This is a genomic window from Pseudomonas petrae (genome assembly GCF_021728295.1).
Lineage (GTDB): Bacteria > Pseudomonadota > Gammaproteobacteria > Pseudomonadales > Pseudomonadaceae > Aquipseudomonas > Aquipseudomonas petrae.
Map to the genome: position 1 here is coordinate 214,142 of NZ_JAKJXE010000002.1, position 25,521 is coordinate 239,662.

Sequence of the window (25,521 nt, forward strand, 5' to 3'; positions counted from 1 at the left end):
GGGAGTCCTTCCCCGGACACCCCGCCGGTGAATGAATATGCTGGCCGGCAGGTCTCCTGACTGGCGCTTCATCACCGTGCTTCGGCCTTCCCGGGGTCACCCAGTGGCAAACAGGAAGCAGGGCTCAGCGCCTACAGTTGCGGGGACAGTTCCATTTCAGCGCGAAGTCACGCGCCCGTGGATTCCCTATTAATTCCGAGTGGAAACCGGCGGCGGGGATACTAAACGATTCGGCGGGTGGAGGCGAATGCGCTGGCGGGAAGGAACCCTGCGCGGACCAGGCCTGATAGGTCGTCAATGCGAGCATATGCACAGACCCGGCATCTTACGCGATCTGCAGGAGCCGGCTTGCTGGCGAATGCGTGGTGTCAGGCGACAGAAAGGTAACTGACCCGACGCGTTCGCCAGCAAGCCGGCTCCTACAGGGCGCCTGCAGCCATTGATTCGCGTCCTGCCCTTGAAGCGCCGACCTACAACGTGAATGGCCAGCCGACAATCCTCTTCGGCCGTGGCGTCGCGTAGGTCCGCACTTTCGACGTCTTCAATCCCAGACGCACCAGCGATTCGGCCAGTGCCACCGCTGCGGTGACGCCATCCACCACCGGCACGCCGGCGCGTTCGCGGATGAGTTGATCCAGCCCGGCCATGCCGCCGCAGCCCAGGCAGATCACTTCGGCCTTGTCCCGGGTCACTGCTTCGATGGCTTGCTCAACGATAGCCTCGACCGCACGCTCCGGCGATTCCTCCAGCTCCAGGACGCTCATGCCACTGGCTCGCACCGACGCGCAGCGCTCATACACGCCGGCCAGCTTCAGACGATCTTCGATCAGCGGCACCGTGCGGTCTAGCGTGGTGACCACCGCGTATTTATGCCCCAGCAACATCGCCAGGCTCGCCGCCGCTTCGGTGATGTCCACCACCGGCACGTCGAGCAATTCCTGCAAGCCCTCGCGGCCATGCTCGCCGTAGCCGGCTTGAATCACCGCGTCATAGGGCCCTTCGTAGGACATCACCCGGTCCATTACCGCGATGGCGGCCAGATAACTCTCGAAGTTGCCTTCCACCGACTCGGCGCCGAAGCGCGGGGTCAGGCCGATGATCTCGGTGCCGGGCGAGGCCACGCTGCGGGCCTGCTCGGCGATGGTCTCGGTCATGGATTCGGTGGTGTTGACGTTGACGATCAGAATTCGCATGGACAGATCTCGTGCGGGAAACAAGGCCGGGCGTCTGGCCCGGCGTCGTCGCGCACGATATCAGTCTTTCATCGGCACGGGCGCCTGCAGGGCGATGAAGCCCTGATCGCGCAGGGCTCGCCAAAAGCCATCCGGCACCTGTGCGTTGAGCGCGGTGACGTCTTCGATGATCCGCGAAGGGCGGCTGGCACCTGGAATCACTGCAGCCACCAGCGGATTGGCGAGGACGAACTGCAGCGCTGCCGACTTGATATCGACCTGATACTGCCGAGCGATTTCCTGAATGTGCGCGACCTTGTCGAGCATCGCCTGCGACGCCTCCTGGTATTCGAAATGCTTGCCGCCCACCAACACGCCGGAGCTGTACGGCCCACCAACGACGAACTCGGCGTTGTGCTGGCGGGCCTTGTCGAACAACCGTTGCAGCGGCTGGTCATGGTCGAGCAGCGAATAACGGCCGGCGAGCAGGAAGCCATCGGGCTGGGCTTCTTCCAGGTCCAGCGTCAGTTCGCACGGCTCGACGCGGTTGACGCCCAGGCCCCAGGCCTTGATCACGCCTTCTTCGCGCAGGCGGGTGAGGGCACGGAAAGCGCCGGTGCGGGCGATGTTGAAGTGCTCGATCCAGGCATCGCCATGGGCGTCCTGCGCGACGTCATGGACAAACACGATGTCCAGTCGATCGGTGTTCAGCCGTTTTAAACTCGCTTCAATGGAACGCAGCGTGGCGTCGGCGGAGTAGTCGGTGACGATCTTGTTTTTCAGGCCCTCGGCGAACAGACCACTGCGGGTTTCGGTGTCGATCTCATCGGAAATCAGCCGGCCGACTTTGGTGCTCAGGGTGTACTGGTCTCGGGGGACGCCAGCGAGTGCCTTGCCCAGACGCTGCTCGGACAAGCCCGCGCCGTAGACAGGTGCAGTGTCGAAATAGCGGATGCCCTGGTCCCAGGCGGATTGAACAGTGGCCGCGGCTTCCTCTTCGTCGATGGTGCGAAACATATTGCCCAGCGGTGCGGAGCCGAAGCCGAGGCGGCCAATGATCTTGTCGTGCAGACTCATGGAAAGTGTCCTGTGCGGTGGGGCGTGTTTGGATGTGCAGGCTGCATGGCGCCGCGTTCGCTTGATAAAACCAGCGCGATGAAACCCGCGAAGCTTCTTTACTGACTGTTGATTGCCGCAGGGGTTCTTCGGAATGCGCGTCGGTGTGCTTTCACATGCTCGGCGAGCGGCTATCCTCAGCCCATGCAAATCTGGCAACCTGCGATCTCTCTGTGGGCGCGGCTTTAGCCGGGAAGAGGCCCGTGAGTACGCCATCCATGTCCAGCGAGGCCGCCGATGAGCGAGCACATCATTCATTTCCACTGCGGGGTCGATCAGGCCAGCACCGAGCATTTTCGGGATCGCTGCCTGGAAGCCCTTGGCAAAGGCGCGACCGGGTTGCTGCTGAATCTGTCGACCGCCGGCGGCAGCACCGCGCTGGGGTTCACGCTTTACAACTTCCTGAAATCCCTGAAAGTGCCGATCCGCGCATTGAACAGCGGCAACATCGAATCCATGGGCATCGTGATCTACCTGGCGGCTCAAGAGCGGATCGTCTGCCCCCACTCGCGTTTTCTGATCCATCCCATGAGCTGGTACTTCAACCAGAGCTCGGTGGACCACTCACGCATGCGCGAATACCTGCGCAGCCTGGACAACGACCTGCAGCGCTACGTGAATATCTATCAGAGCGAGACTGTGAGCGCCGTGCACCCGCTGGACATCGGGCGCTGCCTGTCAGCAGAGGAGAAGGTGATCCGCGCCGAAGATTCGCTGGCGTGCGGCATTGCCCATCGTGTCGAGCAACTGCAGTTTGCCGAGGACGCCGTGCACTGGACCGTCAGCGCCAGCTAAGCTCAACCCATTGAACCGGGTCGTTGTTGACCCCCGTTGACGCCATTTTTGGCCACATTGAAACGAGAGGTAACTGCCATGCAATCCCATACACCGGACGCTGCACCTGTCGCGCCGCACCCAGCGCCTCAGCCGGGACCTGAAGACACAGAACCCGACGCGGCCGATATGGATCCGGGCAATGAAGACCCGGGCTCCCTGCCAGATCGGGACGCGACTGTGCCGCTGATCGATCCGAATAAATGAGGGAAGGGTTCCGAAAGAAAGCCTGCTTTGGAGCCGCCGATGTCGCCTGACTGAACGCGGCCGAAACAAAAGAGCGAGAGCCTTGGCCCTCGCTCGCTTCACTCACCCGCACGTCATTACGACTTGCCGCCTGAGCCGCCTTTCTTGCCGGCGCCGCTCGCGCCTGCACCCGACTCTTTCTTCATATCGCTTCCCGCATTGCCACTGCCTGAAGCCTGTCCGCCTTTCTTGCCGGCTTCGGACGCTTTCTCTTTATCATTCGCAAAATTGCCAGGGTTCGACTTTCCGGTGTTAGCCATGATCGCAGACCTCTTGTTATTGAGAAGGCGAGACACCTGCCTCGCCTTAATTGTGAGGGGTCGTTCACGCAATGGTTTAACCCATCACTTGGCTTGCAGACCAACGGCGGTGTTGATGAATGCCCGCTGTTACATATGCACTTCGACCGCCAGCGGCAGGTGATCGGACAAATGCGTCCACGGCCGCGTGCCGAGGATTTTCGGATGGTGGCTGGTGGCGTTGCGCAGGTAGATGCGGTCCAGGCGCAGCATCGGGAAGCGCGCCGGGTACGTCTTCGCCAGCCGCCCCTGATTGCGCTCGAAGACCTCGTGGAGGTAGCCGCAGCGCTGCAGACGCTTGTTGCCCTGCAGTTGCCAGTCGTTGAAATCGCCGGCGATCACCACCGGTGCGTCTTCGGGCAGGGAGTCGAGCAGGTCGCAGAGCAGATTCAGCTGCAACTGGCGGTGGCTCTCCAGCAGGCTGAGGTGCACGCAAATCGCGTGCACCTCGGCATGCCCCGGCACTTGCAGCACGCAATGCAGCAAGCCGCGGCGCTCCGGCCCGGTGATCGAAATGTCCAGGTTGCGGTAATGCAGGATCGGGTATTTGGACAGCAGCGCGTTGCCGTGGTGGCCGTCGGGGTAGACCGCGTTGCGACCGTAGGCGAAGTCCGTCCACATGCTGTCGGCGAGAAATTCGTAGTGCGGCGTGTCGGGCCAGTCTTCGTACTTGGCGGCGTGGCGGTCATGGCCGCCGAGGACTTCCTGGAGAAACACCAGATCGGCACCGGTGCTGCGCACGGCTTCACGCAACTCCGGCAGGATAAAACGCCGGTTCAGTGCGGTGAAGCCCTTGTGGGTGTTCACGGTCAGCACGCGCAGTTTGTGGACTTCGCGCAACGTGGCCGGGTCCGGAGGGGTAGCGTTCGAGCCAGCGGGATCGGGGGTCACGCCCTCACTCCTGTTCGGGGGATGTGCTATTCCGACCGGGACGCGAGGCCGCAGTTCAGCTTTTAGGTGGGACGGGCTCTAGCCGGGGGATTTCAACAGCCAGTGAGAGCTGTTGCAGAGTCGCCGGCCTCTTCCCGGCTGAAGCCGGTCCTACTGAATCAACGCGGGCGCTCTGTGGGACCGGCTTCAGCCGGGAAGATTTTATACCGCGCGGGCGCTACACCCGCGTGTCGACCGGCGCCCTGCGCGACAGCACCACCGCCAGCGTCAATGCCGCCACGGACAACAACGCGGCAAAGAAGAAAATCCAGCCATAGCCCATGCCCAGTGCCACGGCGCCCATCAGCGGCCCGGCAATGGCCAGCGCCAGGTCGAAGAACACCGCATAAGCGCTGAGCCCGGCACCGCGGCTGCTGTTGGGCACCTGTTTGATGGCTTCGACGCCCAGCGCCGGGTACACCAGCGACAAACCAAACCCGGTCAGCCCCGCGCCGATCAGGGCGAAGGTGGTGTCGGGTGCCAGCCACAGCATTAACAGACCAAGGGTTTCCACCGAGATGCAGACGATCGCCGAGCGAAAGCCGCCGAAGCGGTTGATCGCATTGATGAACAGCAGGCGCGCGACGATGAAGCAGATGCCGAACACCGTCAGGCACCAGGCTGCGCCTTCCCAGCCACGGGCCACGTAAAACAATGTGATGAACGTCGTCAGGGTGCCGTAACCGATGGAGGATAGGGTCAGGCTCAGGCCAAACGGCGCCACCCGGCCGAACACCGAGAAGAACGGCAGGCGCTCGCCGCGCACCACCGGGATCGCCGGTTTCTTGCGAATCAATAGCAGCGCCCCGGCCGCCAGCACGAACAGCACCACGCCCAGGCTGGCAAAGCCCAGCGCACCGACCATCACCACCCCGAGCGGCGCGCCGATCGCGATGGCGCCGTAAGAAGCGATGCCGTTCCAGGAAATCGAGCGGGCCGTGTGCTCCGAACCGACCTGGCCGATGCACCAACTGATGGTGCCGACGCCGATCAAACCTTGGGACGCGCCGAGGAACAGCCGGGCAATGATCAGGATCGTCAGGCTGACCCCGGCGAAACGCTCCAGCAGGATTGCCGCCAACGTCAGCACGCCGCTCAACGCGATGCCGGACAGCCCGTAAACGATGGCGCGCTTAGTGCCGATGGTGTCGCAGATGCGTCCGGCCACCGGGCGGCTCAACAGCGTCGCCAGGTACTGCGCGCCGATCACCAGCCCCGCGACCACCGCGCTGAATCCCAATTGGTTATGCACGTAGCCGGGCATCACCGCGATGGGCAGGCCGATGCACAGGAAGGCGATAAAGGTGTAGACGACGATGGAGACGATTTGCAGCGTGATCGCCATCGAACTGGCGTCGCTGACAGGCGTATTGGCAGGCGTATCGGGCGGCAGGGCGGCAGACATGGGGACTCTTCGCTGGAGCGGTGGGAGTGCCGCATCATCGCCCGAGAGGTGGGGAAATGAAAGCAGGCTAACGGTTTTATCCGGGGTCAGATAGCGCCCGGACTTGCCCCTTCCCGGCCAAAGCCGGTCCTACTCAGGCATACGCATGCAGTCAGTGGGACCGGCTTCAGCCGGGAAGAGGCCAATTCTGCTGACCCTTCATGGGCGGCAATAGATGCGCACAAAAAAGCCCCGTCACACTGGACGGGGCTTCTTGTTTTCAGCATCACTCTGTCAGGCCATGGCCCTGATCAGAACGCGACGCCCTGGCTGCGCAGGTAATCGTCGTAGGTGCCGCTGAAGTCGGTCACGCCACTTGGGCTCAGCTCGATGATGCGGGTGGCCAGGGACGATACGAATTCGCGGTCGTGGCTGACGAAGATCAGCGTGCCGGGGTAGTTCTCCAGCGCCAGGTTCAGCGCCTCGATCGATTCCATGTCCAGGTGGTTGGTCGGTTCGTCCATGATCAGCACGTTCGGCTTCTGCAGGATCAGCTTGCCGAACAGCATGCGGCCTTGCTCACCACCGGAAATGACCTTGACCGACTTTAGGATCTCGTCGTTGGAGAACAGCATCCGGCCCAGGGTGCCACGAATGACTTGCTCACCTTGAGTCCATTGCCCCATCCAGTCGAACAGGGTGACATCGTCTTCGAAGTCGTGTGCGTGGTCCTGGGCGTAGTAACCCAGCTCTGCCGCATCGGTCCACTTGATCGTGCCGGCATCCGGGGTCAGTTCATTGACCAAGGTGCGCAGCAGGGTGGTTTTACCGATACCGTTCGGGCCGATGATCGCCACGCGCTCGCCCGCTTCAACCTGGAAGCTGAAGTTCTTGAACAGCGGCTTGCCGTCGAAGCCTTTGGCCATTTGGTCAATGATGACCGCCTGACGGTGCAGCTTCTTGGTCTGATCAAAGCGGATGAACGGGCTCACGCGGCTCGAAGGCTTGACCTCGGCCAGCTGGATCTTGTCGATCGCCTTGGCGCGGGAGGTGGCCTGCTTGGCTTTCGAGGCGTTGGCCGAGAAGCGGCTGACGAACGACTGCAGCTCGGAGATCTGTGCTTTCTTCTTGGCGTTGTCCGACAGCAACTGCTCGCGGGACTGGGTCGCCACGGTCATGTACTCGTCGTAGTTGCCCGGGAACAGACGCAGTTCGCCGTAATCCAGGTCAGCCATGTGGGTGCACACGCTGTTGAGGAAGTGACGGTCGTGAGAAATGATGATCATCAGGCTGGAGCGCTGGGTCAGGATGTTTTCCAGCCAGCGAATCGTGTTGATGTCCAGGTGGTTGGTCGGTTCGTCGAGCAACAGCACTTCAGGATCGGAGAACAATGCCTGGGCCAGCAGCACGCGCAGTTTCCAGCCCGGCGACACTTCGCTCATCGGCCCGTTGTGCTGCTCGATGCCAATGCCCAGACCGAGCAACAACTCGCCAGCACGGGACTCGGCGGTGTAGCCGTCCATTTCAGCGAATTCGGTTTCCAGCTCGGCAACGGCCATGCCGTCTTCTTCGGTCATTTCCGGCAGCGAGTAGATGCGATCGCGCTCGGCCTTGACCTTCCACAGCTCTTCGTGACCCATGATCACGGTGTCGATGACGGAGAAGTCTTCGTAGGCGAACTGGTCCTGGCGCAATTTACCCAGACGCACGTTCGGCTCGAGCATCACCTGGCCGCCGGACGGCTCCAGATCGCCGCCGAGGATCTTCATGAAGGTGGACTTGCCACAGCCATTGGCGCCGATGAGGCCATAGCGATTGCCACCGCCGAATTTGACCGAAACGTTCTCGAACAGCGGCTTGGCGCCAAACTGCATGGTGATGTTAGCTGTGGAAATCAATTGCTTATCCTGGATTGTTGACAAGGGGCTGACTGGCGATGGCCTTCGACGCCTGGTGGCGATTGCTCGTGATCCAACCAGCAGCCTGCACGTCACCGGTGACGGCGACATGACCTGATGAAGATGGGTGAACGGGAGCAGCGTCCGATACGGCTTCAGCGGATGACCGAGATGCATCGGCCACGCTTGCTGTACGGGAGAAGACGCACAGGTTTGGGCAGTGCGCCACGACCCCACGAAAGGCTCAAGGGGCGCATGCGAATTCAAGGCGCGGCAGTGTAACACCGTCTTGGTTATCCACCTACCGCCGCTCGCCGGTGAGGATCACCTTATTGGGCGTGCTCGACCTGAGTCCTGACTTTGTTCACCGTAGAGTAATGGGAGAACACGATGCAGCCGATCAGCCGGGAGAACAGGCCCAGGGTTTCGACGAGGTCAGGGTTTTCGAAGGTGCTGGCCTTGGAGTCGAGCAGGCACAGCGCGCCGAACAGCTGGCCATCGGGCAGGGTGATCGGTACGCCGATGTAGCTCTCGATGGCATATTGCTTGACCACCGGGCGACCCGCATAGCGCTCGCTTTTGCTGATGCTGGGGATGATCAGCGCCTTCGGGTTTTCGATCAGCTCGTTGCACAGGGTCGTTTCCAGCTCCAGGACTTCGCCTTCCTGGATACCGATATGAATCTCGTCATAGACCGCGCAGGCGACCCACTCGGCGTCGGTGAACTTGGCAATGCCGGCGAAGCGCATGCCGGTCAGCCGGGTCACGAGCCTGAGGATATTCGTCGTCGCTTCAACCTCGGCGATCGCCGAACGCTCTGCAATGGTCAGCAAGTCCGGGCAGAGCAGGGAATCCAAAGCCATTGTCGGCTCCATATCGATGTGTAGGTGGCGTACCGGCCGGGGCCATGTATACGGCGCAGATTAGCATTTTGTACTGCAACCGTATCCGCCGCTCGGCATGCTGCGACCATTTGCCATGGGGCGGTGTTCAAAAAGCAGGAGCCGATGCCGTCAGAGCTGGTGGGCGAATCGCTGCACCGCCCCCACGACCTGCCGCGCACCTTCCTGAATTTCCACGATCACGCTGCCGGCCTGGTTGGCCAGCGACAGGCCCTGCTCGGCCTGAATCCGCGTGCTGCCCATGTCCTTGACCACGTCATCCACCAGCTTCTGGTTCTGCTGCACCACCGCGACAATTTCCTCTGTAGCCGTGCTGGTGCGACCGGCCAGCTGACGCACTTCATCGGCCACCACGGCAAAGCCACGGCCTTGTTCACCGGCGCGGGCCGCTTCGATGGCGGCATTGAGCGCCAGCAAGTTGGTCTGCTGGGCGATGCCGCCGATGGTTTGCACGATGGTGCTGATCAGTAGCGACTGCTTGCCCAGCGCTTCCATGCCATGGGAGGCGGAAAGCATCTGGTCGGCGATGCCGTTCATGGTTTCCACGGTGTGGTTGATCACCGCCGCGCCGCGCTGCGCCGACACATCGGTGCGCTGGGAAATCTCGAATGCCGTGCCCGCCGCGATGCTGATGTCCGCCTCGCGGCGTACCTGATCAGTGATCACGGTGGCGAATTTCACCACTTTATAAAGCTCGCCCTGGGTATCGTGCACCGGGTTGTACGTCGCTTCGAGCCAGACCTCTTCGCCCCGGCTATTGATGCGCTTGAACCGGTCGGCCACGAACTCGCCGTTGTTGAGGCGTTTCCAGAAGGTTTTGTAGTCTTCGGTGGCGGCAAACTTCGGGTCACAGAACAGGCTGTGGTGCTTGCCGAGTATCTGATCCTGGCTGTAGCCCATTTCCTTGAGGAAGGACTGGTTGGCTTTCAGCACGTGGCCGCCGAGGTCAAATTCGATGACCGCTGTCGAGCGCAGCAGCGCGTTGATGAACGACTCGTTTTCCCGGGCCTTGTTGATTTCGGTGGTGACGTTGGTGGCCAGGCATTTGAGCGCGACGAGACGACCCTGCTCATCTTTCAATGGCGACCAGGTGGCGTGAATCCAGATCAGCGAGCCGCTTTTGCTGATGAAACGGTAGTCGTCGGTCACTGCCGTGCCGCTGGTGGCTGCCGCCTTGAAGTTGCGGAAGCACGGCAGGGTCGCCACATAGGGAGGGACGAACGCGGCCATGGGCTTGCCGACCAGTTCTTCGTGGGAGTAACCGATCGCTGCGCAGAACTTGCCGTTCGCGTCCGTGATGCGCAGGTCGGAATCCACCGTCAGCGACAGCATTTCCTGCATGAGAGCGTCGTGAAAATTTTTGAGCGCCACCAGCTCCGAGCTCAGTGTGGCCACCTGCTTTTTGACTTTGGAATTAAACATCTGCCGCTCCTTGGATAGCCTTTGCTTGATGTCGGCGTTCGAATGCCGAAATTAAGCCCGGTCGTCAGAATGTTTATAGATCATGAGGGGCAGAAGGAGGGCGCTGACAAGGAATTCTGGACAAGAAAAAGCCCGCGATGGGGGGTGCGGGCTTAAAGTCAGTCTTGGAGGAGCAAATGAAGCGTACCGCCCCCGATGTGAAAAACCTGTGAACGCCTCTCAACCACACTTAATAAATAGCCTGGGTCAGAAAGGCCTTCACGATGGACTTTGCCGCAGGGCTGACTTTCTGATCGCCCAGTTCTTTACGGGTGAACCACTTGCAGTCGGCAATTTCGTTCTGGGGGGCAGGGGTGGCGATCATCGTGACCGACACTTCGAACACGTGATGCAGCACGGTGCCGCCTTCAAACCGGCTGATGTACGCCAGATCTTCCAGGATCAGCCCGGTCTCTTCACGTAATTCGCGGGCGGCGGCCTGCGCAGGCGATTCGTCGGCTTCGACCTTGCCGCCCGGCAGGTTCCAGCGGGCCTTGGACTTGCGCACGTAGAGAATCTGGTCGTCTCTGCGGCAGATGACTGTGGCTCGTTGTTTCATTGGCGTTCCTCCACCGTACAACCCGTAAAAACGCCTGCCGTCCATGCATGTTCACGCGGTTGTCATAAAAGCTTCATAAAAACGTTTGAAGCAGTAAGGGTGCCAATGTTCCCTTGACGCTAATAAATCGGCCGGTGTCAGGAAAACCATAGCTGGATTGGGGGGAGTTTCGGGGTAACCGGCCCAACGGCGAGTTGTTCCCCCTCGGGGTGCAATGCCGATACTGCCCAAAATGCCACTACTTACCTGACGCGCTGCTTAGGGTTTTTACCAGGCGGATCGTGCCCCTGGCGCGATGAACGGTTCATCGGTGTAACGCCGTCATGCGCGTTATTGGCGCAGGGCGCACACCGATGGGGCCCAATTCCCACCGCGTGGGGTGATCCGTAGCGCTGGATTCTGTCGGCCCGCGCGAGGTTTCGACCTGGGCGCACCTGCCCTTGACCCATGTTATTGAAAACACCGGTGATTCTTGCGGCTTCTTTTACCGCCTGACTCTGTGGCACACTTTCTGCTGTCCATTCCGTTGTGGCAAGCAACGTTCCGCTATAGCGGAATTAATACAACCGGCGGAGTTTCTCTCATGCGGCGCGGATCCCTTTCTTTGAAAGCTTGTGCATTGGCCCTGATAACGGCAGCGACGTTTGCAACGACGGCGTACGCAGCCGACAGCGCATCGGCCAGCAAACTGGACAGCGTCCTGCAGCGCGGCCATTTGATCGTGGGCACGGGGAGCACGAATGCCCCTTGGCACTTCCAGGGGGCAGACGGCAAGTTGCAGGGTTTTGATATCGACATCGCGCGCATCGTCGCCAAAGGGCTGTTCAATGACCCGAGCAAAGTCGAGTTCGTCGTGCAGTCCTCCGATGCGCGAATCCCGAACCTGCTGACCGACAAAGTCGACATGAGCTGCCAGTTCATCACCGTCACCGCCAGCCGCGCCCAGCAGGTGGCATTTACCCTGCCTTACTACCGCGAAGGCGTCGCGCTGCTGTTGCCGACCAACAGCAAGTACAAGGAAATCGACGACCTGAAAGGCGCCGGCGATGGCGTCACCGTTGCCGTGCTGCAAAACGTCTACGCCGAAGAGCTGGTGCATCAGGCGCTGCCCAAGGCGAAGGTCGACCAGTACGACAGCGTCGACCTGATGTACCAGGCCATCAACTCCGGTCGTGCCGATGCGGCCGCCACCGATCAGTCGTCGGTGAAATACCTGATGGTGCAGAACCCCGGACGCTATCGCTCGCCCGCGTTCGCCTGGAGCCCGCAAACCTACGCGTGCGCCGTCAAGCGTGGCGATCAGGACTGGCTGAACTTCGTCAACACCGCCCTGCATGAAGCCATGACCGGGGTTGAGTTCCCGATGTATGCCGAGTCGTTCAAGAAATGGTTCGGCGTGGACCTGCCGACCCCTGCGATCGGTTTCCCGATGGAATACAAATAACCCGCGCCGCTTGCGTCGCTCACTGAAGGGGGCGGGGACGGCCGTGGTGCCGTCCCGTCCCGGGTACTGCTGACCATGAATTATCAGCTGAATTTTGCAGCGGTCTGGCGGGATTTCCCCAGTCTGCTGGCGGGGTTGGGGCTTGGCCTGGAACTGGCGCTGATCTCCATCGCCATCGGTTGCGTCATCGGCATGCTGGCGGCGTTCGCGATGCTGTCGCGCTACCGTGCCCTGCGCATCGTGGCGTCGATTTACGTCACCGTCGTGCGCAACACGCCGATTCTGGTGCTGATCCTGTTGATCTACTTTGCCCTGCCAGGGCTGGGCATTCGGCTGGACAAGATCCCGTCGTTCATCGTCACCCTGTCGCTGTATGCCGGGGCGTACCTGACCGAAGTGTTCCGCGCCGGGCTGCTGAGCATTCACAAGGGTCAGCGCGAAGCGGGGCTGGCGATCGGCCTCGGTGAATGGCAGGTGCGTGCGTACATCGTGGTTCCGGTGATGCTGCGCAACGTGCTGCCGGCGCTGTCGAACAACTTCATTTCGCTGTTCAAGGACACGTCCCTGGCCGCTGCCATCGCAGTGCCGGAGCTGACCTATTACGCGCGCAAGATCAACGTCGAGAGCTACCGGGTGATTGAAACCTGGCTGGTGACCACGGCGCTGTACGTCGCGGCCTGTTACCTGATTGCCACGCTGCTGCGTTACCTCGAGCAGCGCCTGGCGATTCGCCGCTAGGAGGCCCGGACCATGTACGAACAACCCAGTTGGTTGCATGAATTGTGGATCGCCCGGGAGGCGCTGTGGGCGGGGTTTCTCACCAGCGTGCAGTGCGCGGGCCTTGCGATCGTATTCGGGACGGTGATCGGCGTGTTCGCCGGGCTGATCCTGACCTACGGCAAATGGTGGGCGCGCCTGCCGTTTCGCGCCTACGTCGATCTGATTCGCGGCACGCCCGTGTTTGTCCTGGTGCTGGCCTGTTTTTATATGGCGCCGGCGCTGGGCTGGCAGATCGGCGCGTTCCAGGCCGGTGCGCTGGGGCTGACGCTGTTTTGCGGCTCCCACGTTGCCGAGATCGTGCGCGGTGCGTTGCAGGCCATCCCGCGCGGGCAGCTGGAAGCCGGCAAGGCCATCGGCCTGACGTACCCCCAGTCCCTCGGTTATGTGCTGCTGCCCCAGGCATTGCGGCAGATATTGCCGACCTGGGTCAATTCATCGACGGAGATCGTCAAGGCCTCGACCCTGCTCTCGGTGATCGGCGTGGCCGAGCTGCTGCTCAGTACTCAGCAGGTCATCGCGCGCAACTTCATGACCCTTGAGTTTTACCTGTTCGCCGGCTTTCTCTTCTTCGTCATCAACTACGCCATCGAGCTTCTTGGGCGGCAAATCGAAAAACGGGTGGCCCTGCCATGACACAGACTCAAACCGCGACTGCCGCCCCGGCTCTGTTGAGCATCGAAGGGCTGCACAAATCTTATGGCCCGGTCGAAGTGCTCAAGGGCGTCGACCTGAAGATGAACAAGGGCAATGTGGTCACGCTGATCGGCTCCAGCGGCTCGGGTAAAACCACGCTGTTGCGTTGCGTCAATCTGCTGGAAGAGTTTCAGGGCGGGCACATTCGCCTGGAAGGCCAGGACATCGGCTACAGCGACGTCAGTGGCAAGCGCGTGCGCCATCCGGAGAAGCTCATTGCCCAGCACCGGGCGATGACCGGAATGGCGTTTCAGCAGTTCAACCTGTTCCCGCACTTGACCGCTCTGCAGAACGTAACCCTCGGTTTGCTCAAAGTGAAGAAGCTGCCCAAGGATCAAGCCATCGCCCTGGCCGATAAGTGGCTGGAGCGCGTCGGTCTGCTGGAGCGGCGCAATCACTTTCCCGGCCAGTTGTCCGGTGGCCAGCAGCAGCGCGTGGCGATTGCCCGCGCCATTGCCATGAACCCCAGCCTGATGCTGTTCGACGAGGTCACGTCGGCGCTGGACCCGGAGCTGGTCGGTGAGGTGCTCAGCGTGGTCAAGGGCCTGGCGGAAGAGGGCATGACCATGCTGCTGGTGACCCACGAGATGCGCTTCGCCTATGAGGTGTCCGATCAGATCGTGTTCATGAACCAGGGCCGCATCGAAGAGCAGGGCCCGCCCAAGGCATTATTCGAACAACCCAAGTCAGCGCGTCTGGCTGAATTCCTCAAGAACATTCGTTTTTAAGACGCCAATAAAAGGAGATTTTCATGAGCATTACTCGTTACGGTGCCGGCAGTACCGCAGGTGGCGGCCAGCCACGTCCATTCGCCCGCGCCGTCGAAGCCGATGGCTGGCTGCATGTGTCGGGCCAAGTGCCGGCCGAAAACGGTGAAATCATCAACGGCGGGATCGTCGAGCAGACCCACAAGACGATGCAGAATCTGGTGGCGATCCTGACCGAGGCCGGCTATGGCCTGGAAGACGTGGTGCGCGTCGGCGTGTGGCTGGAAGACCCCCGTGATTTCTGGAGCTTCAACAAGGTCTTCGGCGAGTACTTTTCCCCGGAACACGCGCCGGCCCGCGCCTGCGTGCAGGCCAACATGATGGTCGACTGCAAGGTCGAGATCGATTGCATTGCGTATAAGAAGAAGGCTTAAGTAAGGTCAGGCACGCGCTCCTACAGCCAGGGCCGTGCATGTGAATTGCGTGCCTATTTCAGGAAACAGCCGCCTCAATGGACAACCCCACCATGACCGAAGACACCATCAAACGCCGGGCCCGTGGTTTGGACCGGGCGTTCGATATTCTCGATTTTCTCAAGGAAACCGGCACGCCGTTGCGGCCCAATGAGATCGCCAGCGGCATCGGCAGCCCGAAATCGACGGTGTATGAGCTGGTCAGTTCGCTGCTGGAGCGGCGCATTCTCGAGACTGTCGGCAAAGACGGTCACGTGTACCTGGGCCGGCAGCTGTACTTCCTCGGGCAGGCGCATCTGCGCCATTTCGACTTCACCCGCGAGGCCGAAGTCAGCCTGGGTGAAATCGTCGAGCAGACCCGGGAAACCGCGCAGATGTGCCTGCTCAATGGCCGCAAATACACCGTCGCGCTGATGAAAGAGGGCGCGCGGCATTTTCGTATTTCATCGGACATTGGCGAGGACGCGCCGATCCCGTGGACGGCCTCGGGGCGTCTGCTGCTCGGGCACCTTACGGATCAGGCGATCATCGACCTGATCGACGACGAGGATTTCATCCTTCCGGACGGCAAGCGCCTGCCGATCGAGACGTTTCTGGCCGAGATCCGCAAGGCCCACGACGAAGGCTTTTTTTCCTTCGACAGCATCGCCGACACCTTCACCCATTGCTTCGCCGCCCCGGTGCGGGACAAGCAGGGCATCTGCATCGCGACCCTGTGCATCGTCGCCCCGCGCGCCGACGCCACCGCCCATTACGCGCATTACCGGCGCGTGTTGATCGACAGCGCCAACGGCCTGGCCCGGCGGGTCATCGAATAGCGTCAGCCACGCGCACGCCTCCTGCGCAAACCTGCAGGTGCGTGACGCACACGAACAAAAATTCAGGAGAACAGAGATGAGCATTGCCGCGATTGAAAAAGGCGCCACGCAACCCGGCGACCACCTGGTGCGCGACGTCAGTCTGCCCGCGCTGGTCATCCACGACACGGCGCTGCAGCACAACCTGCGCTGGATGCAGAAGTTCGTCAGCGACAGCGGCGCCGAACTGGCACCCCACGGCAAGACCAGCATGGTCCCGGCGTTGTTTCTGCGGCAGTTGCAGCACGGCGCGTGGGGCATGACCCTCGCCACGGCGGTGCAGACTCGCGCGGCCTATGCCCATGGCGTGCGTCGGGTGCTGATGGCCAACCAGTTGGTCGGCGCGCCGAACATGGCGATCATTGCCGAGATGCTCAGCGACGGGATGTTCGACTTTCACTGCATGGTCGACCACCCGGACAACGTCAAGGCGCTGGGCGAGTTCTTCGCCGCCAGGGGCCTGAACCTGAATGTGATGATCGAGTACGGCGTGGTCGGTGGACGCTGCGGCTGCCGCAGTGAAGCCGAAGTCATGGCTTTGGCCGACGCCATCGCTGCGCAACCGGCGCTGAAGCTGACCGGCATCGAAGGCTACGAGGGCGTGATTCATGGCGACCAGGCCGTGAGCGGCATTCGCGCGTTCGCCACGTCGCTGGTGCGCCTGGCCGTGACGCTGCAGGACAAGGGCGCGTTTGCGCTGGATCGCCCGATCGTCACAGCCTCGGGTTCGGCCTGGTACGACCTGATCGCCGAAGAATTCGACAAGCAGCAGGTGCGCGAGCGCTTCCTGAGTGTGTTGCGTCCCGGCAGTTACGTGGTCCACGACCACGGCATCTACAAAGACGCGCAGTGCTGCGTGCTCGACCGCCGTCACGACCTGAGCGAGGGTTTACAGCCAGCGATGGAAGTCTGGGCCCATGTGCAATCAATGCCGGAGCCGGGTTTTGCGGTGATCGCCATGGGCAAGCGCGACGTGGCATTCGATGCCGGCATGCCCAACCCGATCAAGCGCTACTCCCCAGATGCAGCCCCGGGCGCAGTGCCGGCGAATGGCGAGGATGTCAGTGCGTGCAAAGTGACGGCAGTGATGGACCAGCATGCGTTTATGACCGTGGCGCCAGGATGCGAGTTGAAGGTCGGCGATATCATTTCGTTCGGCACCTCGCACCCGTGCCTGACCTTCGACAAATGGCGCACGGGGTGCCTGGTCGGCGATGATCTGCGCGTCATCGAATCCTTCGATACCTGCTTCTGACAGGAGTCTGCCATGAGTGAAATGGTCAGTCACAGCTATCCGCGCGTTGCGCTGATCGGCGAATGCATGATCGAGTTGCAACAGCACGCCAACGGCACGCTCAAGCAGAGCTTCGGCGGCGACACGCTGAACACCGCGGTGTACCTGTCGCGCCTGCTGGGTTCGGCGGCGCAGGTGGATTACGTCACGGCGCTGGGCGACGACAGTTTCAGCGACGCCATGTGCCAGGTCTGGACGGATGAGGGCATTGGTCTGAGTCGGGTGCAGCGTCTGCCGGGGCGGCTACCGGGTCTGTATTGCATTCAGACCGATGCCAACGGCGAGCGGCGTTTTCTCTACTGGCGCAACGAGGCGGCGGTGCGCGAATGCTTCACCACGCCAGCGGCCGAGCCGGTGCTGGCCGCGCTGCCGGATTACGACGTGCTGTATTTCAGCGGCATCACCCTGGCGGTTCTGGGTGAGGTGGGCAGGGCGCGGTTGTTGTCGACCCTTGGCGATGCCCGGGACCGTGGCGCGCGGGTGGTGTTCGACAACAATTACCGGCCGCGCTTGTGGCGCAGCGTTGAGCAAGCGCGGCAGGCGTATCGCGCGGTCATGCATGAGGTGGATCTGGCGCTGCTGACCGAGGAGGACGAGCAGGCGCTGTTCGACTACACCGACGGCGAGCAGATTTTGCAGACCTATCGGGACCTGGGTGTCAGCGAGGTGGTGGTCAAGCGCGGTGCGCAGAGCTGTCTCGTCAGTGTCGACGACCGCCGTTATGAAGTGCCTGCGCATACCGTGCAGAAAGTCATCGACACCACGGCGGCGGGGGATTCTTTCAGCGCTGCCTATCTGGCGCGGCGTCTGCGCGGGGGCAGTCCAAAAGATGCGGCCGACGCCGGGCATCGGTTGGCGAGCCTGGTGATTCAGCACCCCGGCGCGTTGATCCCGCGCAGCGTGATGCCGGTCTGAAGAAGCTCATTGCGTCCACGCGTACTCTGTGGGACCGGCTTTAGCCGGGAAGGCGTCGGGTGTCACACCGAGAATTTGAGGGTGCCCGAACTGGCCTCTTCCCGGCTAAAGCCGGTCCCACTAACGGATCGCGGACATCGTGTAGGACCGGCCTCAGCCGGGAAAGGGACCGTGAGATCGCTGCAAGGGTTTCGGCTGTACCCCTCAATCCCGATAAAACACCTGCACCAGGTGATACCCGAACTTGCTCTTGACCGGGCCATGCACAACCCGCAACGGCTTTTTGAAGATCACCTGGTCAATTGCGCCGACCATCTGGCCCGGCCGCACTTCGCCCAGATCGCCGCCGCGCTTGCCGCTCGGGCAGGTCGAGTATTTCTTCGCCAGCACGTCGAACGCCTCGCCCTTGGCAATGCGCTGCTTCAGTTGCTCGGCTTCTTCAGCGGTCTTGACCAGAATGTGGCGGGCTTGAGCTTTCATGATGTGCCGGACGTCTCGATAAAAAAGCCGCGCATTATGCCTTTGCTGCGAGATTTCGGGTAATTTCCCACCCCGTGACCGGACGAACGTGCGGATCGGCACTGAGACAGGCCTGACCCGGCTCGTCAAACAGGCCTGACCCGGCCAGTTAAACGACCCGAACGTTGAAACCGGCGGAAGGTCGACACACTGTAGGCCTGCAGTCTCCTCAAACCTCTTGTGCGGTGTTGCCTTATGGATTTTCCGGCGTTGTTGAAGGTGCTTGCCACCCAGGATGGATCGGACCTTTACCTGTCCACGGGCGCGCCCCCCTGCGCCAAGTTCAATGGCGTGCTCAAGCCGCTGGGCACTGAAGCGTTCAAACCCGGCGACGTCGGCCTGATCGCCAACGCCATCATGGACGCCGAGCAGCGCGTGGATTTCGAACGCGATCTGGAAATGAACCTGGCGTTTTCCCTGTCCGGTGTCGGACGTTTCCGGATCAACATCTTCAAGCAGCGCAACGAGGTGTCGATCGTGGCGCGCAACATCAAACTCGACATCCCCAAATTCGAAGACCTGCACCTGCCGCCGGTGCTGCTCGATGTGATCATGGAAAAGCACGGCCTGGTGCTGTTCGTCGGCGCCACCGGTTCGGGTAAGTCGACCTCGCTGGCCGCACTGATCGACCACCGCAACCGCCACGCCAGCGGCCACATCATCACCATCGAAGACCCGGTGGAGTTCATCCATAAACACAAGCGCTCGATCATCAATCAGCGCGAGGTGGGGGTCGATACCCGGAGCTTCCACGCGGCGCTGAAGAACACCCTGCGTCAGGCGCCGGACGTGATCCTGATCGGCGAAATCCGCGACCGCGAGACCATGGAGCACGCGCTGGCGTTCGCCGACACCGGCCACCTGGCGATCTCGACGTTGCACGCCAACAACGCCAACCAGGCGCTGGACCGTATCATCAACTTCTTCCCCGAAGAGCGCCGGCCTCAGCTGCTGCATGACCTGGGCAACAACCTCAAGGCGTTCGTCTCGCAGCGACTGGTCAAGACCACCGACGGTAAACGCCGTGCGGCAGTGGAGGTGATGCTGGGCACGCCGACGATTCGTGACCTGATCCACCGCAACGAGCTGACCGAGCTCAAGGGCATCATGGAGAAGTCCACCAACCTGGGCATGCAGACCTTCGACAACGCGCTGTATGACTTGGCCGTGGAGGGGGCGATCACCGAAGAAGAAGCCCTGAAGAATGCCGATTCGGCCAACAACGTGCGCCTGCGGTTGAAATTGCACAGTGAGGACGGGCCATCGACCATCGCCACTGCGCCACGGGCACCGCAACCGGCCGCGCAGGTGAATGTGAAGGATTGGGGGCTGGTAGACGAGCGGGACGAGCCGGGGAGTTGAGGTGTCCTCGGCGATGATGTCGCGGTGTCATCGATGGCGCCTTCCCGGCTAAAGCCGGTCCTACAGATACCCGCGTACCCTGGTAGGACCGGCTTTAGCCGGGAAGAGGCCCGTTTGAGCAACACACATTCAGAGGTGTAGCGACCGACGCTTTCCCGGCTAAAGCCAGTCCTACTGGATGACCTACCGCGCCAGCCATCCCCCGTCGATATTCCACGCCGCGCCACGCACCTGCGCGCCCGCTTCACTGCACAGAAACAGCGTCAACTCCCCCAACTGCGAAGGGGTTACGAACTCCAGCGACGGCTGCTTCTCCGCCAGCAAGTCATGCTTGGCCTGTTCCAGGTCACCGGTCACGGCGGCACGATCATCAATCTGCTTCTGCACCAGCGGCGTCAGCACCCAACCCGGGCAGATGGCATTACAGGTGACGTTACTGGCCGCCGTCTCCAGGCCGACCACTTTGGTCAAGCCGATGACGCCGTGCTTGGCCGCCACATACGCCGCCTTGCCCGTCGAACCCACCAGGCCATGCACCGAAGCAATGTTCACGATTCGCCCCCAGCCCTTGGCACGCATGCCCGGCAGGCACAACCGCGTGCTGTGGAACACCGACGACAGGTTGATGGCAATGATCTTGTCCCAGCTCTCCACCGGGAAATCCTCCACCGCGTCGACGTGCTGAATCCCTGCGTTGTTGACCAGGATGTCGACGCCGCCAAATTCCCGCTCGGCGTAGGCGATCATGTCGGCGATCTGCGCGACATCGCTGACGTCCGCCGGGTGGTGGCCGACGTTGCCGCCGTACTGCTTGACCTGCTCGATTACCGCCGACGCATCGCCGAAACCGTTGAGCACCAGATTTGCGCCGGCCTTGGCCAGCGTCAGCGCGATGCCCAGGCCGATGCCGCTGGTGGAACCGGTGACCAGTGCGGTTTTGCCTTGCAGACTCATGTTCAATTCCTCATACGATGCCGGTTGCATAGAAAACGCCGATCACCACGAACACCGCCAGTGTCTTGATGATGGTGATGCCGAAGATGTCCTTGTAGGCCTCACGGTGGGTCAGGCCGGTGACCGCCAGCAGGGTGATGACCGCGCCGTTGTGCGGGAGCGTGTCCATGCCGCCGCTGGCCATGGCCGCGACGCGGTGCAACACCTCCAGCGGAATGTTCGCCGCGTGGGCCGCCGCGATGAAGCTGTCGGACATCGCCGCCAGGGCAATGCTCATGCCCCCGGACGCCGACCCGGTGATGCCGGCGAGCAGCGTCACGGTAATCGCTTCATTGACCAGCGGATTGGGAATGCTCTTCAGTCCATCGGCCAGCACCAGGAATCCGGGCAACGAAGCAATCACAGCGCCAAAACCGTATTCCGACGCCGTGTTCATCGCCGCCAGCAGTGCACCGCTGACCGCACCCTTGCTGCCCTCGGCCAGCTTCGATTTCACCGTCCTGAAGGCGAACAACAGCACAAAGACAATGCCCACCAGCAACGCCGCTTCCACAGCCCAGATCGCGGTGATCTTGGCGATGTCGGTCTGCACCGGCGTCGCCATACCCGGCAGCGCCAGGGTGTGGGTCTTGCCGTACCACTGGGGAATCCACTGGGTGAACAGCAGGTTCATGACCCCCACCAGCAACAGCGGCGCCAACGCGATCCACGGGTTGGGCAGCGCGATATCGGCCGGGGTGTCCGGCTCGTTGCGCAGTTCGGTGCCATAGCCTTCGCCCGCGCGTTGGGCCCGGTTGCGCTGGCGCTGCAGAAACAGCATGCCGACGCTGAACACGAACGCCGTGCCGATCAGACCCAGCCACGGCGCAGCCCACGCCGTGGTATTGAAGAAAGTCGAGGGGATGATGTTCTGGATCTGAGGGGTGCCGGGCAGGGCGTCCATGGTGAAGGAGAACGCGCCAAGGGCGATGGTCGCGGGAATCAGCCGCTTGGGAATGTTGCTCTGGCGAAACATCTCGGCCGCGAACGGATAGACCGCAAACACCACCACGAACAGCGACACGCCGCCATATGTCAGCAGCGCGCAGACCAGCACGATCACCAGCATCGCCTGCCGGGTGCCAAGCAGGCGAATGGCAGCCGCGACGATGGAGCGCGAGAAACCCGACAGCTCGATCAGCTTGCCGAACACGGCGCCGAGCAGAAAGACCGGGAAGTAGAGTTTGACGAAGCCGACCATCTTGTCCATGAACACGCCGGTGAAAGCGGGCGCTACGGCAGAGGGATCGGTGAGCAGTACGGCGCCGAGCGCCGCGATGGGCGCAAAGAGGATGACGCTGTAACCCCGGTATGCAGCCAGCATCAGCAGCGTAAGCGCCGCTAAAGCGATGATCACACTCATCGAGTGTCTCCTGTTGTTTTTGTTTTAGGTGCGGCGACGCCGCGCAACAGAAGGTATAGCTACTTTCATGCCATTACGCTAACTGACTGATTTAAAAGCGATTTAGCTAAATTTTTTGAAAGGTAGGGTCTGACGGGTCCCGACAATGAGACTGTCATATAACAACCGGGGCAACTAAACACCGACAGTTAGTGATCGAAACAGCTCTAGAACGGGCATTGGCGAGGAAGATCCCGGATCGTGGACAGTCAGTCCCGTTATTGAGACTCGGCGATCCCCAGCGCCGCCATCTTTTTGTACAGCGTCGAACGGCCCAGCCCCAGCTGCCGAGCTGCGAGAATCACGTTGCCCGCACATTGCGCCAGCTTCGCCTGGATTAACTCCCGGTCGAAATGCTGCCGCGCCTCGCTGTAGGTCTGATCATTGGACGCCGACGATCCCGGGGACGGCGCACTGGCGACCGGCACCAGAGTGCCGATGGCGGCGCGGATGTCGCTGGGGTTGAGTTGCAAGTCGTCGCTGAGCAGCGCCGCACGCTCCAGCACGTTGCGCAGCTCACGAATATTGCCCGGCCATGCATGTTGAGCAAGGGTCGCCAAGGCAGCAGGCACCAGTTCGTGCTGGCTGCGCAGGTCCTCGAGAATGGCTTCGGTCAGCGCCGGGATGTCATCCAGACGCTCGCGCAAAGGCGGCACTTCGATGGGCAACACGCTCAGTCGGTAATACAGGTCAGCGCGAAACTCACCACGCTTGATCGCCGCTTCGAGGTCCGTGGAGGTTGCGGCGATCAGGCGCACATCGCTTTTGATCATCTCGTTGGAGCCCACCGGCTCGTACTCTTTTTCCTGCAGCACCCGCAGCAGCTTGCTCTGCAGCGGCAGCGGCATGTCGCCGATTTCATCGAGAAACAGCGTACCGCCCTCCGCCAGGTGCAATTTGCCGTGGCGCCCCTTGCGGTCGGCGCCGGTAAAAGCGCCAGGGGCGGTGCCGAAGAATTCCGCCTCAAGCAGCGCCTCGGGAATCGCGGCGCTGTTGATGCTGATGAAGGGTTTGTGCGCCCGTGGCGAGCTGTTGTGCACGGCGTGGGCGAGCAGCTCCTTGCCGGTGCCGGTTTCACCGAGCAGCAACACCGGGGAATCGGTACTGGCGCTGCGACGCGCGCGGCGTTTGACTTCCAGGCTGGCGGCGCTGGTGCCGATGAAGTTGGCAAAGCTGTATTTGGCCTGACGGGCGCGCAGCAGCGAGCGGGTCGACGCCAGCTCCTGCTGCATGCTCGAATAGCGCTTGAGCAGCGGCGACAGCGCGTGCAGCTCATCGAACAGGGCAAAGCCGATGGCGCCGATCACCGCGCCGCCGTCGTCATGAATCGGCAGGCGCATGACCACCAGCGGGTCCTTTGCCGTGTCCATCATGTCCAGCAGGATCGGCTGGCCGTTGCTCGCCACCTGACGCAGCAGGCTGCCGGGAATCACCTGTTCACACGGCTGACCGACCGCGCGGCTCGGATCTTCGAGGCCAAAGCGGCGTGCGTAACGCTCGTTGATCCACACGATGCGCGCGTCGCGGTCGACGATGACCGTGCCTTCGCTGGACTGCTCGATGATCTCGAAGAGCGAACGGATCGCCAGTCGCCGAACGCGTCGGTAATCCTTCAGGCTCTCACTGTCTTTCATGTGCGGTTCCATCCATCCTGTTCTTCGGCATCTGGCCGCACAGACTACTGGTTCGGACGAGCTTCAATTGAAACCGGGGTGCGCCGCCGCCAGCAGTTCCCGGGTGTAGGGGTGCTGCGGCGCATCGAATACGTCGTGGCTCGCGCCGCGCTCGACCACCTTGCCGTCCTTGACCACGATCAGGTCATGGGCCAGCGCCTTGACCACGGCCAGATCGTGGCTGATGAACAGGTAGGTCAGGCCGTGCCGTTCCTGCAATTGACGCAACAACGCCACGACCTGTTTCTGCACGGTGCGATCCAGCGCAGACGTCGGTTCGTCGAGCAATATCAAGGCAGGTTTGAGCACAAGGGCGCGGGCAATGGCGATGCGTTGCCGCTGCCCACCGGAAAACTCATGGGGGTAACGGTGCCGGCTTGACGGGTCGATGCCGACTTCCTCCAGCGCGCGAATCACTTCAGCCTCACAGCTGGCCTTGTCCAGGTCGCTGTGAACTTCCAGGCCCTCGCTGATGATCTGTGCCACCGACATGCGCGGGCTGAGGCTGCCGTAAGGGTCCTGGAAAACCACCTGCATCTGCTTGCGCCATGGGCGCATCTGCTTTTGATTCAGGCTGTCCAGCGCATGACCCTTGAAGCGGATACTGCCACGGGATTCCAGCAAGCGCAGGATGGCCTGACCAAGTGTCGACTTTCCCGATCCGGATTCGCCAACGATGCCCAGGGTTTTGCCCCGCTCGATGCTCAGGCTGATGTCATCGACGGCTTTCAGGTATTCGTGATGCCGGTTGAAAATCCCGCCGCCGAGGGAGAACCAGACGCGCAGATTATCGACCTCCAGGACCTTCTCGCGGGTGTCCCGGGGCAACGGCTCGCCCGCCGGTTCCGCGTCCAGCAGCAAGCGGCTGTAAGGGTGTTGCGGGTTCTTGAACAACAGCTGGCAATTGGACTGCTCGACGATTTCCCCGGCGCGCATCACGCACACCCGCTGGGCGATGCTGTGCACCAGATTCAGGTCGTGGCTGATCAGCAACAGCGACATGTTCAGCCGTTGCTGCAGCTGTTTGAGCAACAGCAGGATCTTGCGCTGCACCGTCACATCCAGCGCCGTGGTCGGCTCATCGGCAATCAGCAGCTCCGGCTCGCAGGCCAGCGCCATGGCGATCATCACCCGCTGGCGCTGGCCGCCGGACAATTCATGGGGATAGGCCTTCAAACGCTTTTTCGGGTGCTGAATGCCAACCAACTCAAGCAGCTCGATGATCCGTGCCTGGGCCGCCTTGCCCGCCAGCCCCTTGTGCAGCAACAAGGTCTCGCCGATTTGCCGGGACACCGTGTGCAGCGGGTTGAGCGAGGTCATCGGCTCCTGAAAGATCATCGCGATCTGATTGCCCCGCAACTCGCGCATGACGTTGCCATCGGCGCCGAGCAACTCTTTGCCGCGATAACGAATGCTGCCGGTGCTCAGTGTGCCGGCCTGGGGCAGCAGTTGCAGGATCGAGTGCGCGGTCACCGATTTGCCCGAGCCCGACTCGCCGACCAATGCCAGGCACTCGCCGGCCGGGATGTCCAGGCTCAGGTGCTTGACCACGGTGTCGCCGTTGAACGACACCGAGAGGTCGCGGATTTCGATCAGGTTTTCGGACAT

Annotated in this window: 24 protein-coding genes, 1 pseudogene and 1 riboswitch; of the genes and pseudogenes, 10 read left to right on the plus strand and 15 right to left on the minus strand. The window is 61.8% G+C overall.

Annotation, left to right across the window (positions count from 1 at the left end; translation table 11 throughout):
- Window positions 1–29: 29 nt before the first annotated feature.
- Window positions 30–226: riboswitch (cobalamin riboswitch) on the minus strand.
- A 244-nt stretch (window positions 227–470) separates the two neighbouring features.
- Entirely contained in the window at window positions 471–1,193 is a 723-nt protein-coding gene (locus tag L4G42_RS04500; protein WP_237259536.1) for an aspartate/glutamate racemase family protein, read from the minus strand.
- A gap of 60 nt (window positions 1,194–1,253) precedes the next feature.
- The gene (locus tag L4G42_RS04505) at window positions 1,254–2,249 is read right to left on the minus strand and encodes an aldo/keto reductase (RefSeq protein ID WP_237254442.1); all 996 of its coding nucleotides are present in this window, start codon (window positions 2,247–2,249) and stop codon (window positions 1,254–1,256) included.
- Between the two features lie 276 nt (window positions 2,250–2,525).
- Here L4G42_RS04505 and L4G42_RS04510 point away from each other — a divergent pair, with 276 nt between their 5' ends.
- Window positions 2,526–3,083, plus strand: a complete 558-nt coding sequence (locus L4G42_RS04510; RefSeq protein WP_237254443.1) for an ATP-dependent Clp protease proteolytic subunit — start codon at window positions 2,526–2,528, stop codon at window positions 3,081–3,083.
- Between the two features lie 362 nt (window positions 3,084–3,445).
- On the opposite strand, the gene L4G42_RS04515 is transcribed toward L4G42_RS04510, so the two are convergent.
- From L4G42_RS04515 to L4G42_RS04545, 8 genes and pseudogenes are all read right to left on the minus strand, one after another.
- A complete protein-coding gene (locus tag L4G42_RS04515) occupies window positions 3,446–3,628 on the minus strand; it encodes a con-10 family general stress protein (RefSeq protein WP_237254444.1) in 183 nt (60 codons plus the stop codon).
- Between the two features lie 129 nt (window positions 3,629–3,757).
- Entirely contained in the window at window positions 3,758–4,507 is a 750-nt protein-coding gene (locus tag L4G42_RS04520) for an endonuclease/exonuclease/phosphatase family protein (RefSeq protein WP_272903939.1), read from the minus strand.
- A gap of 268 nt (window positions 4,508–4,775) precedes the next feature.
- Entirely contained in the window at window positions 4,776–6,002 is a 1,227-nt protein-coding gene (locus tag L4G42_RS04525; protein ID WP_237254446.1) for an MFS transporter, read from the minus strand.
- Window positions 6,003–6,292: 290 nt separating this feature from the next.
- Window positions 6,293–7,879 carry an ABC-F family ATPase gene (locus tag L4G42_RS04530; RefSeq protein WP_237254447.1) on the minus strand — a complete coding sequence of 529 codons (1,587 nt, stop codon included), beginning with the start codon at window positions 7,877–7,879 and terminating at the stop codon, window positions 6,293–6,295.
- Window positions 7,880–8,208: 329 nt separating this feature from the next.
- Window positions 8,209–8,742: a GAF domain-containing protein gene (locus tag L4G42_RS04535; RefSeq protein WP_237254448.1), complete on the minus strand. Its 534-nt coding sequence runs from the start codon at window positions 8,740–8,742 to the stop codon at window positions 8,209–8,211.
- Window positions 8,743–8,892: 150 nt separating this feature from the next.
- On the minus strand, window positions 8,893–9,447 hold the full coding sequence (locus tag L4G42_RS26215; protein WP_419789340.1) for a methyl-accepting chemotaxis protein: 555 nt from the start codon (window positions 9,445–9,447) through the stop codon (window positions 8,893–8,895).
- Window positions 9,430–10,203: pseudogene (locus L4G42_RS26220) on the minus strand (PAS domain-containing protein); the annotation flags it as partial. The gene L4G42_RS26215 and the pseudogene L4G42_RS26220, both read right to left, overlap by 18 nt.
- A 229-nt stretch (window positions 10,204–10,432) precedes the next feature.
- Window positions 10,433–10,801, minus strand: a complete 369-nt coding sequence (locus tag L4G42_RS04545) for an NUDIX hydrolase (protein WP_237254450.1) — start codon at window positions 10,799–10,801, stop codon at window positions 10,433–10,435.
- A gap of 583 nt (window positions 10,802–11,384) precedes the next feature.
- On the opposite strand from L4G42_RS04545, the gene L4G42_RS04550 reads away from it, so the two are divergent.
- The 8 genes from L4G42_RS04550 (at window position 11,385) to kdgK (ending at window position 17,964) form a co-directional block, all read left to right on the plus strand.
- Window positions 11,385–12,245: a transporter substrate-binding domain-containing protein gene (locus L4G42_RS04550; RefSeq protein WP_237254451.1), complete on the plus strand. Its 861-nt coding sequence runs from the start codon at window positions 11,385–11,387 to the stop codon at window positions 12,243–12,245.
- A gap of 75 nt (window positions 12,246–12,320) precedes the next feature.
- The gene (locus L4G42_RS04555) at window positions 12,321–12,983 is read left to right on the plus strand and encodes an amino acid ABC transporter permease (protein WP_237254452.1); all 663 of its coding nucleotides are present in this window, start codon (window positions 12,321–12,323) and stop codon (window positions 12,981–12,983) included.
- 12 nt (window positions 12,984–12,995) lie between these two features.
- The gene (locus tag L4G42_RS04560; RefSeq protein ID WP_237260585.1) at window positions 12,996–13,658 is read left to right on the plus strand and encodes an amino acid ABC transporter permease; all 663 of its coding nucleotides are present in this window, start codon (window positions 12,996–12,998) and stop codon (window positions 13,656–13,658) included.
- Window positions 13,655–14,446, plus strand: a complete 792-nt coding sequence (locus tag L4G42_RS04565) for an amino acid ABC transporter ATP-binding protein (protein ID WP_237254454.1) — start codon at window positions 13,655–13,657, stop codon at window positions 14,444–14,446. Before L4G42_RS04560 ends, L4G42_RS04565 begins: the two co-directional genes overlap by 4 nt.
- A 23-nt stretch (window positions 14,447–14,469) precedes the next feature.
- Window positions 14,470–14,859, plus strand: a complete 390-nt coding sequence (locus L4G42_RS04570) for a RidA family protein (RefSeq protein WP_237254455.1) — start codon at window positions 14,470–14,472, stop codon at window positions 14,857–14,859.
- A gap of 92 nt (window positions 14,860–14,951) precedes the next feature.
- Entirely contained in the window at window positions 14,952–15,716 is a 765-nt protein-coding gene (locus L4G42_RS04575) for an IclR family transcriptional regulator (RefSeq protein ID WP_237254493.1), read from the plus strand.
- 76 nt (window positions 15,717–15,792) lie between these two features.
- Entirely contained in the window at window positions 15,793–17,010 is a 1,218-nt protein-coding gene (locus L4G42_RS04580) for an amino acid deaminase (protein WP_237254456.1), read from the plus strand.
- A 12-nt stretch (window positions 17,011–17,022) separates the two neighbouring features.
- Window positions 17,023–17,964, plus strand: coding sequence for a 2-dehydro-3-deoxygluconokinase (gene kdgK, locus L4G42_RS04585; protein WP_237254457.1), 942 nt, complete (start codon window positions 17,023–17,025; stop codon window positions 17,962–17,964).
- Between the two features lie 204 nt (window positions 17,965–18,168).
- Here kdgK and L4G42_RS04590 read toward each other — a convergent pair whose 3' ends face one another.
- Complete coding sequence (locus L4G42_RS04590) at window positions 18,169–18,444, minus strand: peptidylprolyl isomerase (RefSeq protein ID WP_237254458.1); 276 nt, start codon at window positions 18,442–18,444, stop codon at window positions 18,169–18,171.
- Window positions 18,445–18,678: 234 nt separating this feature from the next.
- Between L4G42_RS04590 and L4G42_RS04595 the strand changes: the two genes are divergently transcribed.
- Window positions 18,679–19,845, plus strand: a complete 1,167-nt coding sequence (locus L4G42_RS04595) for a PilT/PilU family type 4a pilus ATPase (RefSeq protein WP_237254459.1) — start codon at window positions 18,679–18,681, stop codon at window positions 19,843–19,845.
- 183 nt (window positions 19,846–20,028) lie between these two features.
- Here the strand turns inward: L4G42_RS04595 and L4G42_RS04600 are convergent, their stop codons facing one another.
- The 4 genes from L4G42_RS04600 to L4G42_RS04615 all read right to left on the minus strand — a co-directional run bounded on the left by L4G42_RS04600 (window position 20,029) and on the right by L4G42_RS04615 (window position 25,521).
- Window positions 20,029–20,799, minus strand: coding sequence for a 3-hydroxybutyrate dehydrogenase (locus tag L4G42_RS04600; RefSeq protein ID WP_237254460.1), 771 nt, complete (start codon window positions 20,797–20,799; stop codon window positions 20,029–20,031).
- A gap of 10 nt (window positions 20,800–20,809) precedes the next feature.
- A complete protein-coding gene (locus L4G42_RS04605) occupies window positions 20,810–22,201 on the minus strand; it encodes a GntP family permease (protein WP_237254461.1) in 1,392 nt (463 codons plus the stop codon).
- Between the two features lie 257 nt (window positions 22,202–22,458).
- Complete coding sequence (locus L4G42_RS04610) at window positions 22,459–23,874, minus strand: sigma-54 interaction domain-containing protein (protein WP_237254462.1); 1,416 nt, start codon at window positions 23,872–23,874, stop codon at window positions 22,459–22,461.
- Between the two features lie 63 nt (window positions 23,875–23,937).
- The gene (locus tag L4G42_RS04615) at window positions 23,938–25,521 is read right to left on the minus strand and encodes an ABC transporter ATP-binding protein (protein WP_237254463.1); all 1,584 of its coding nucleotides are present in this window, start codon (window positions 25,519–25,521) and stop codon (window positions 23,938–23,940) included.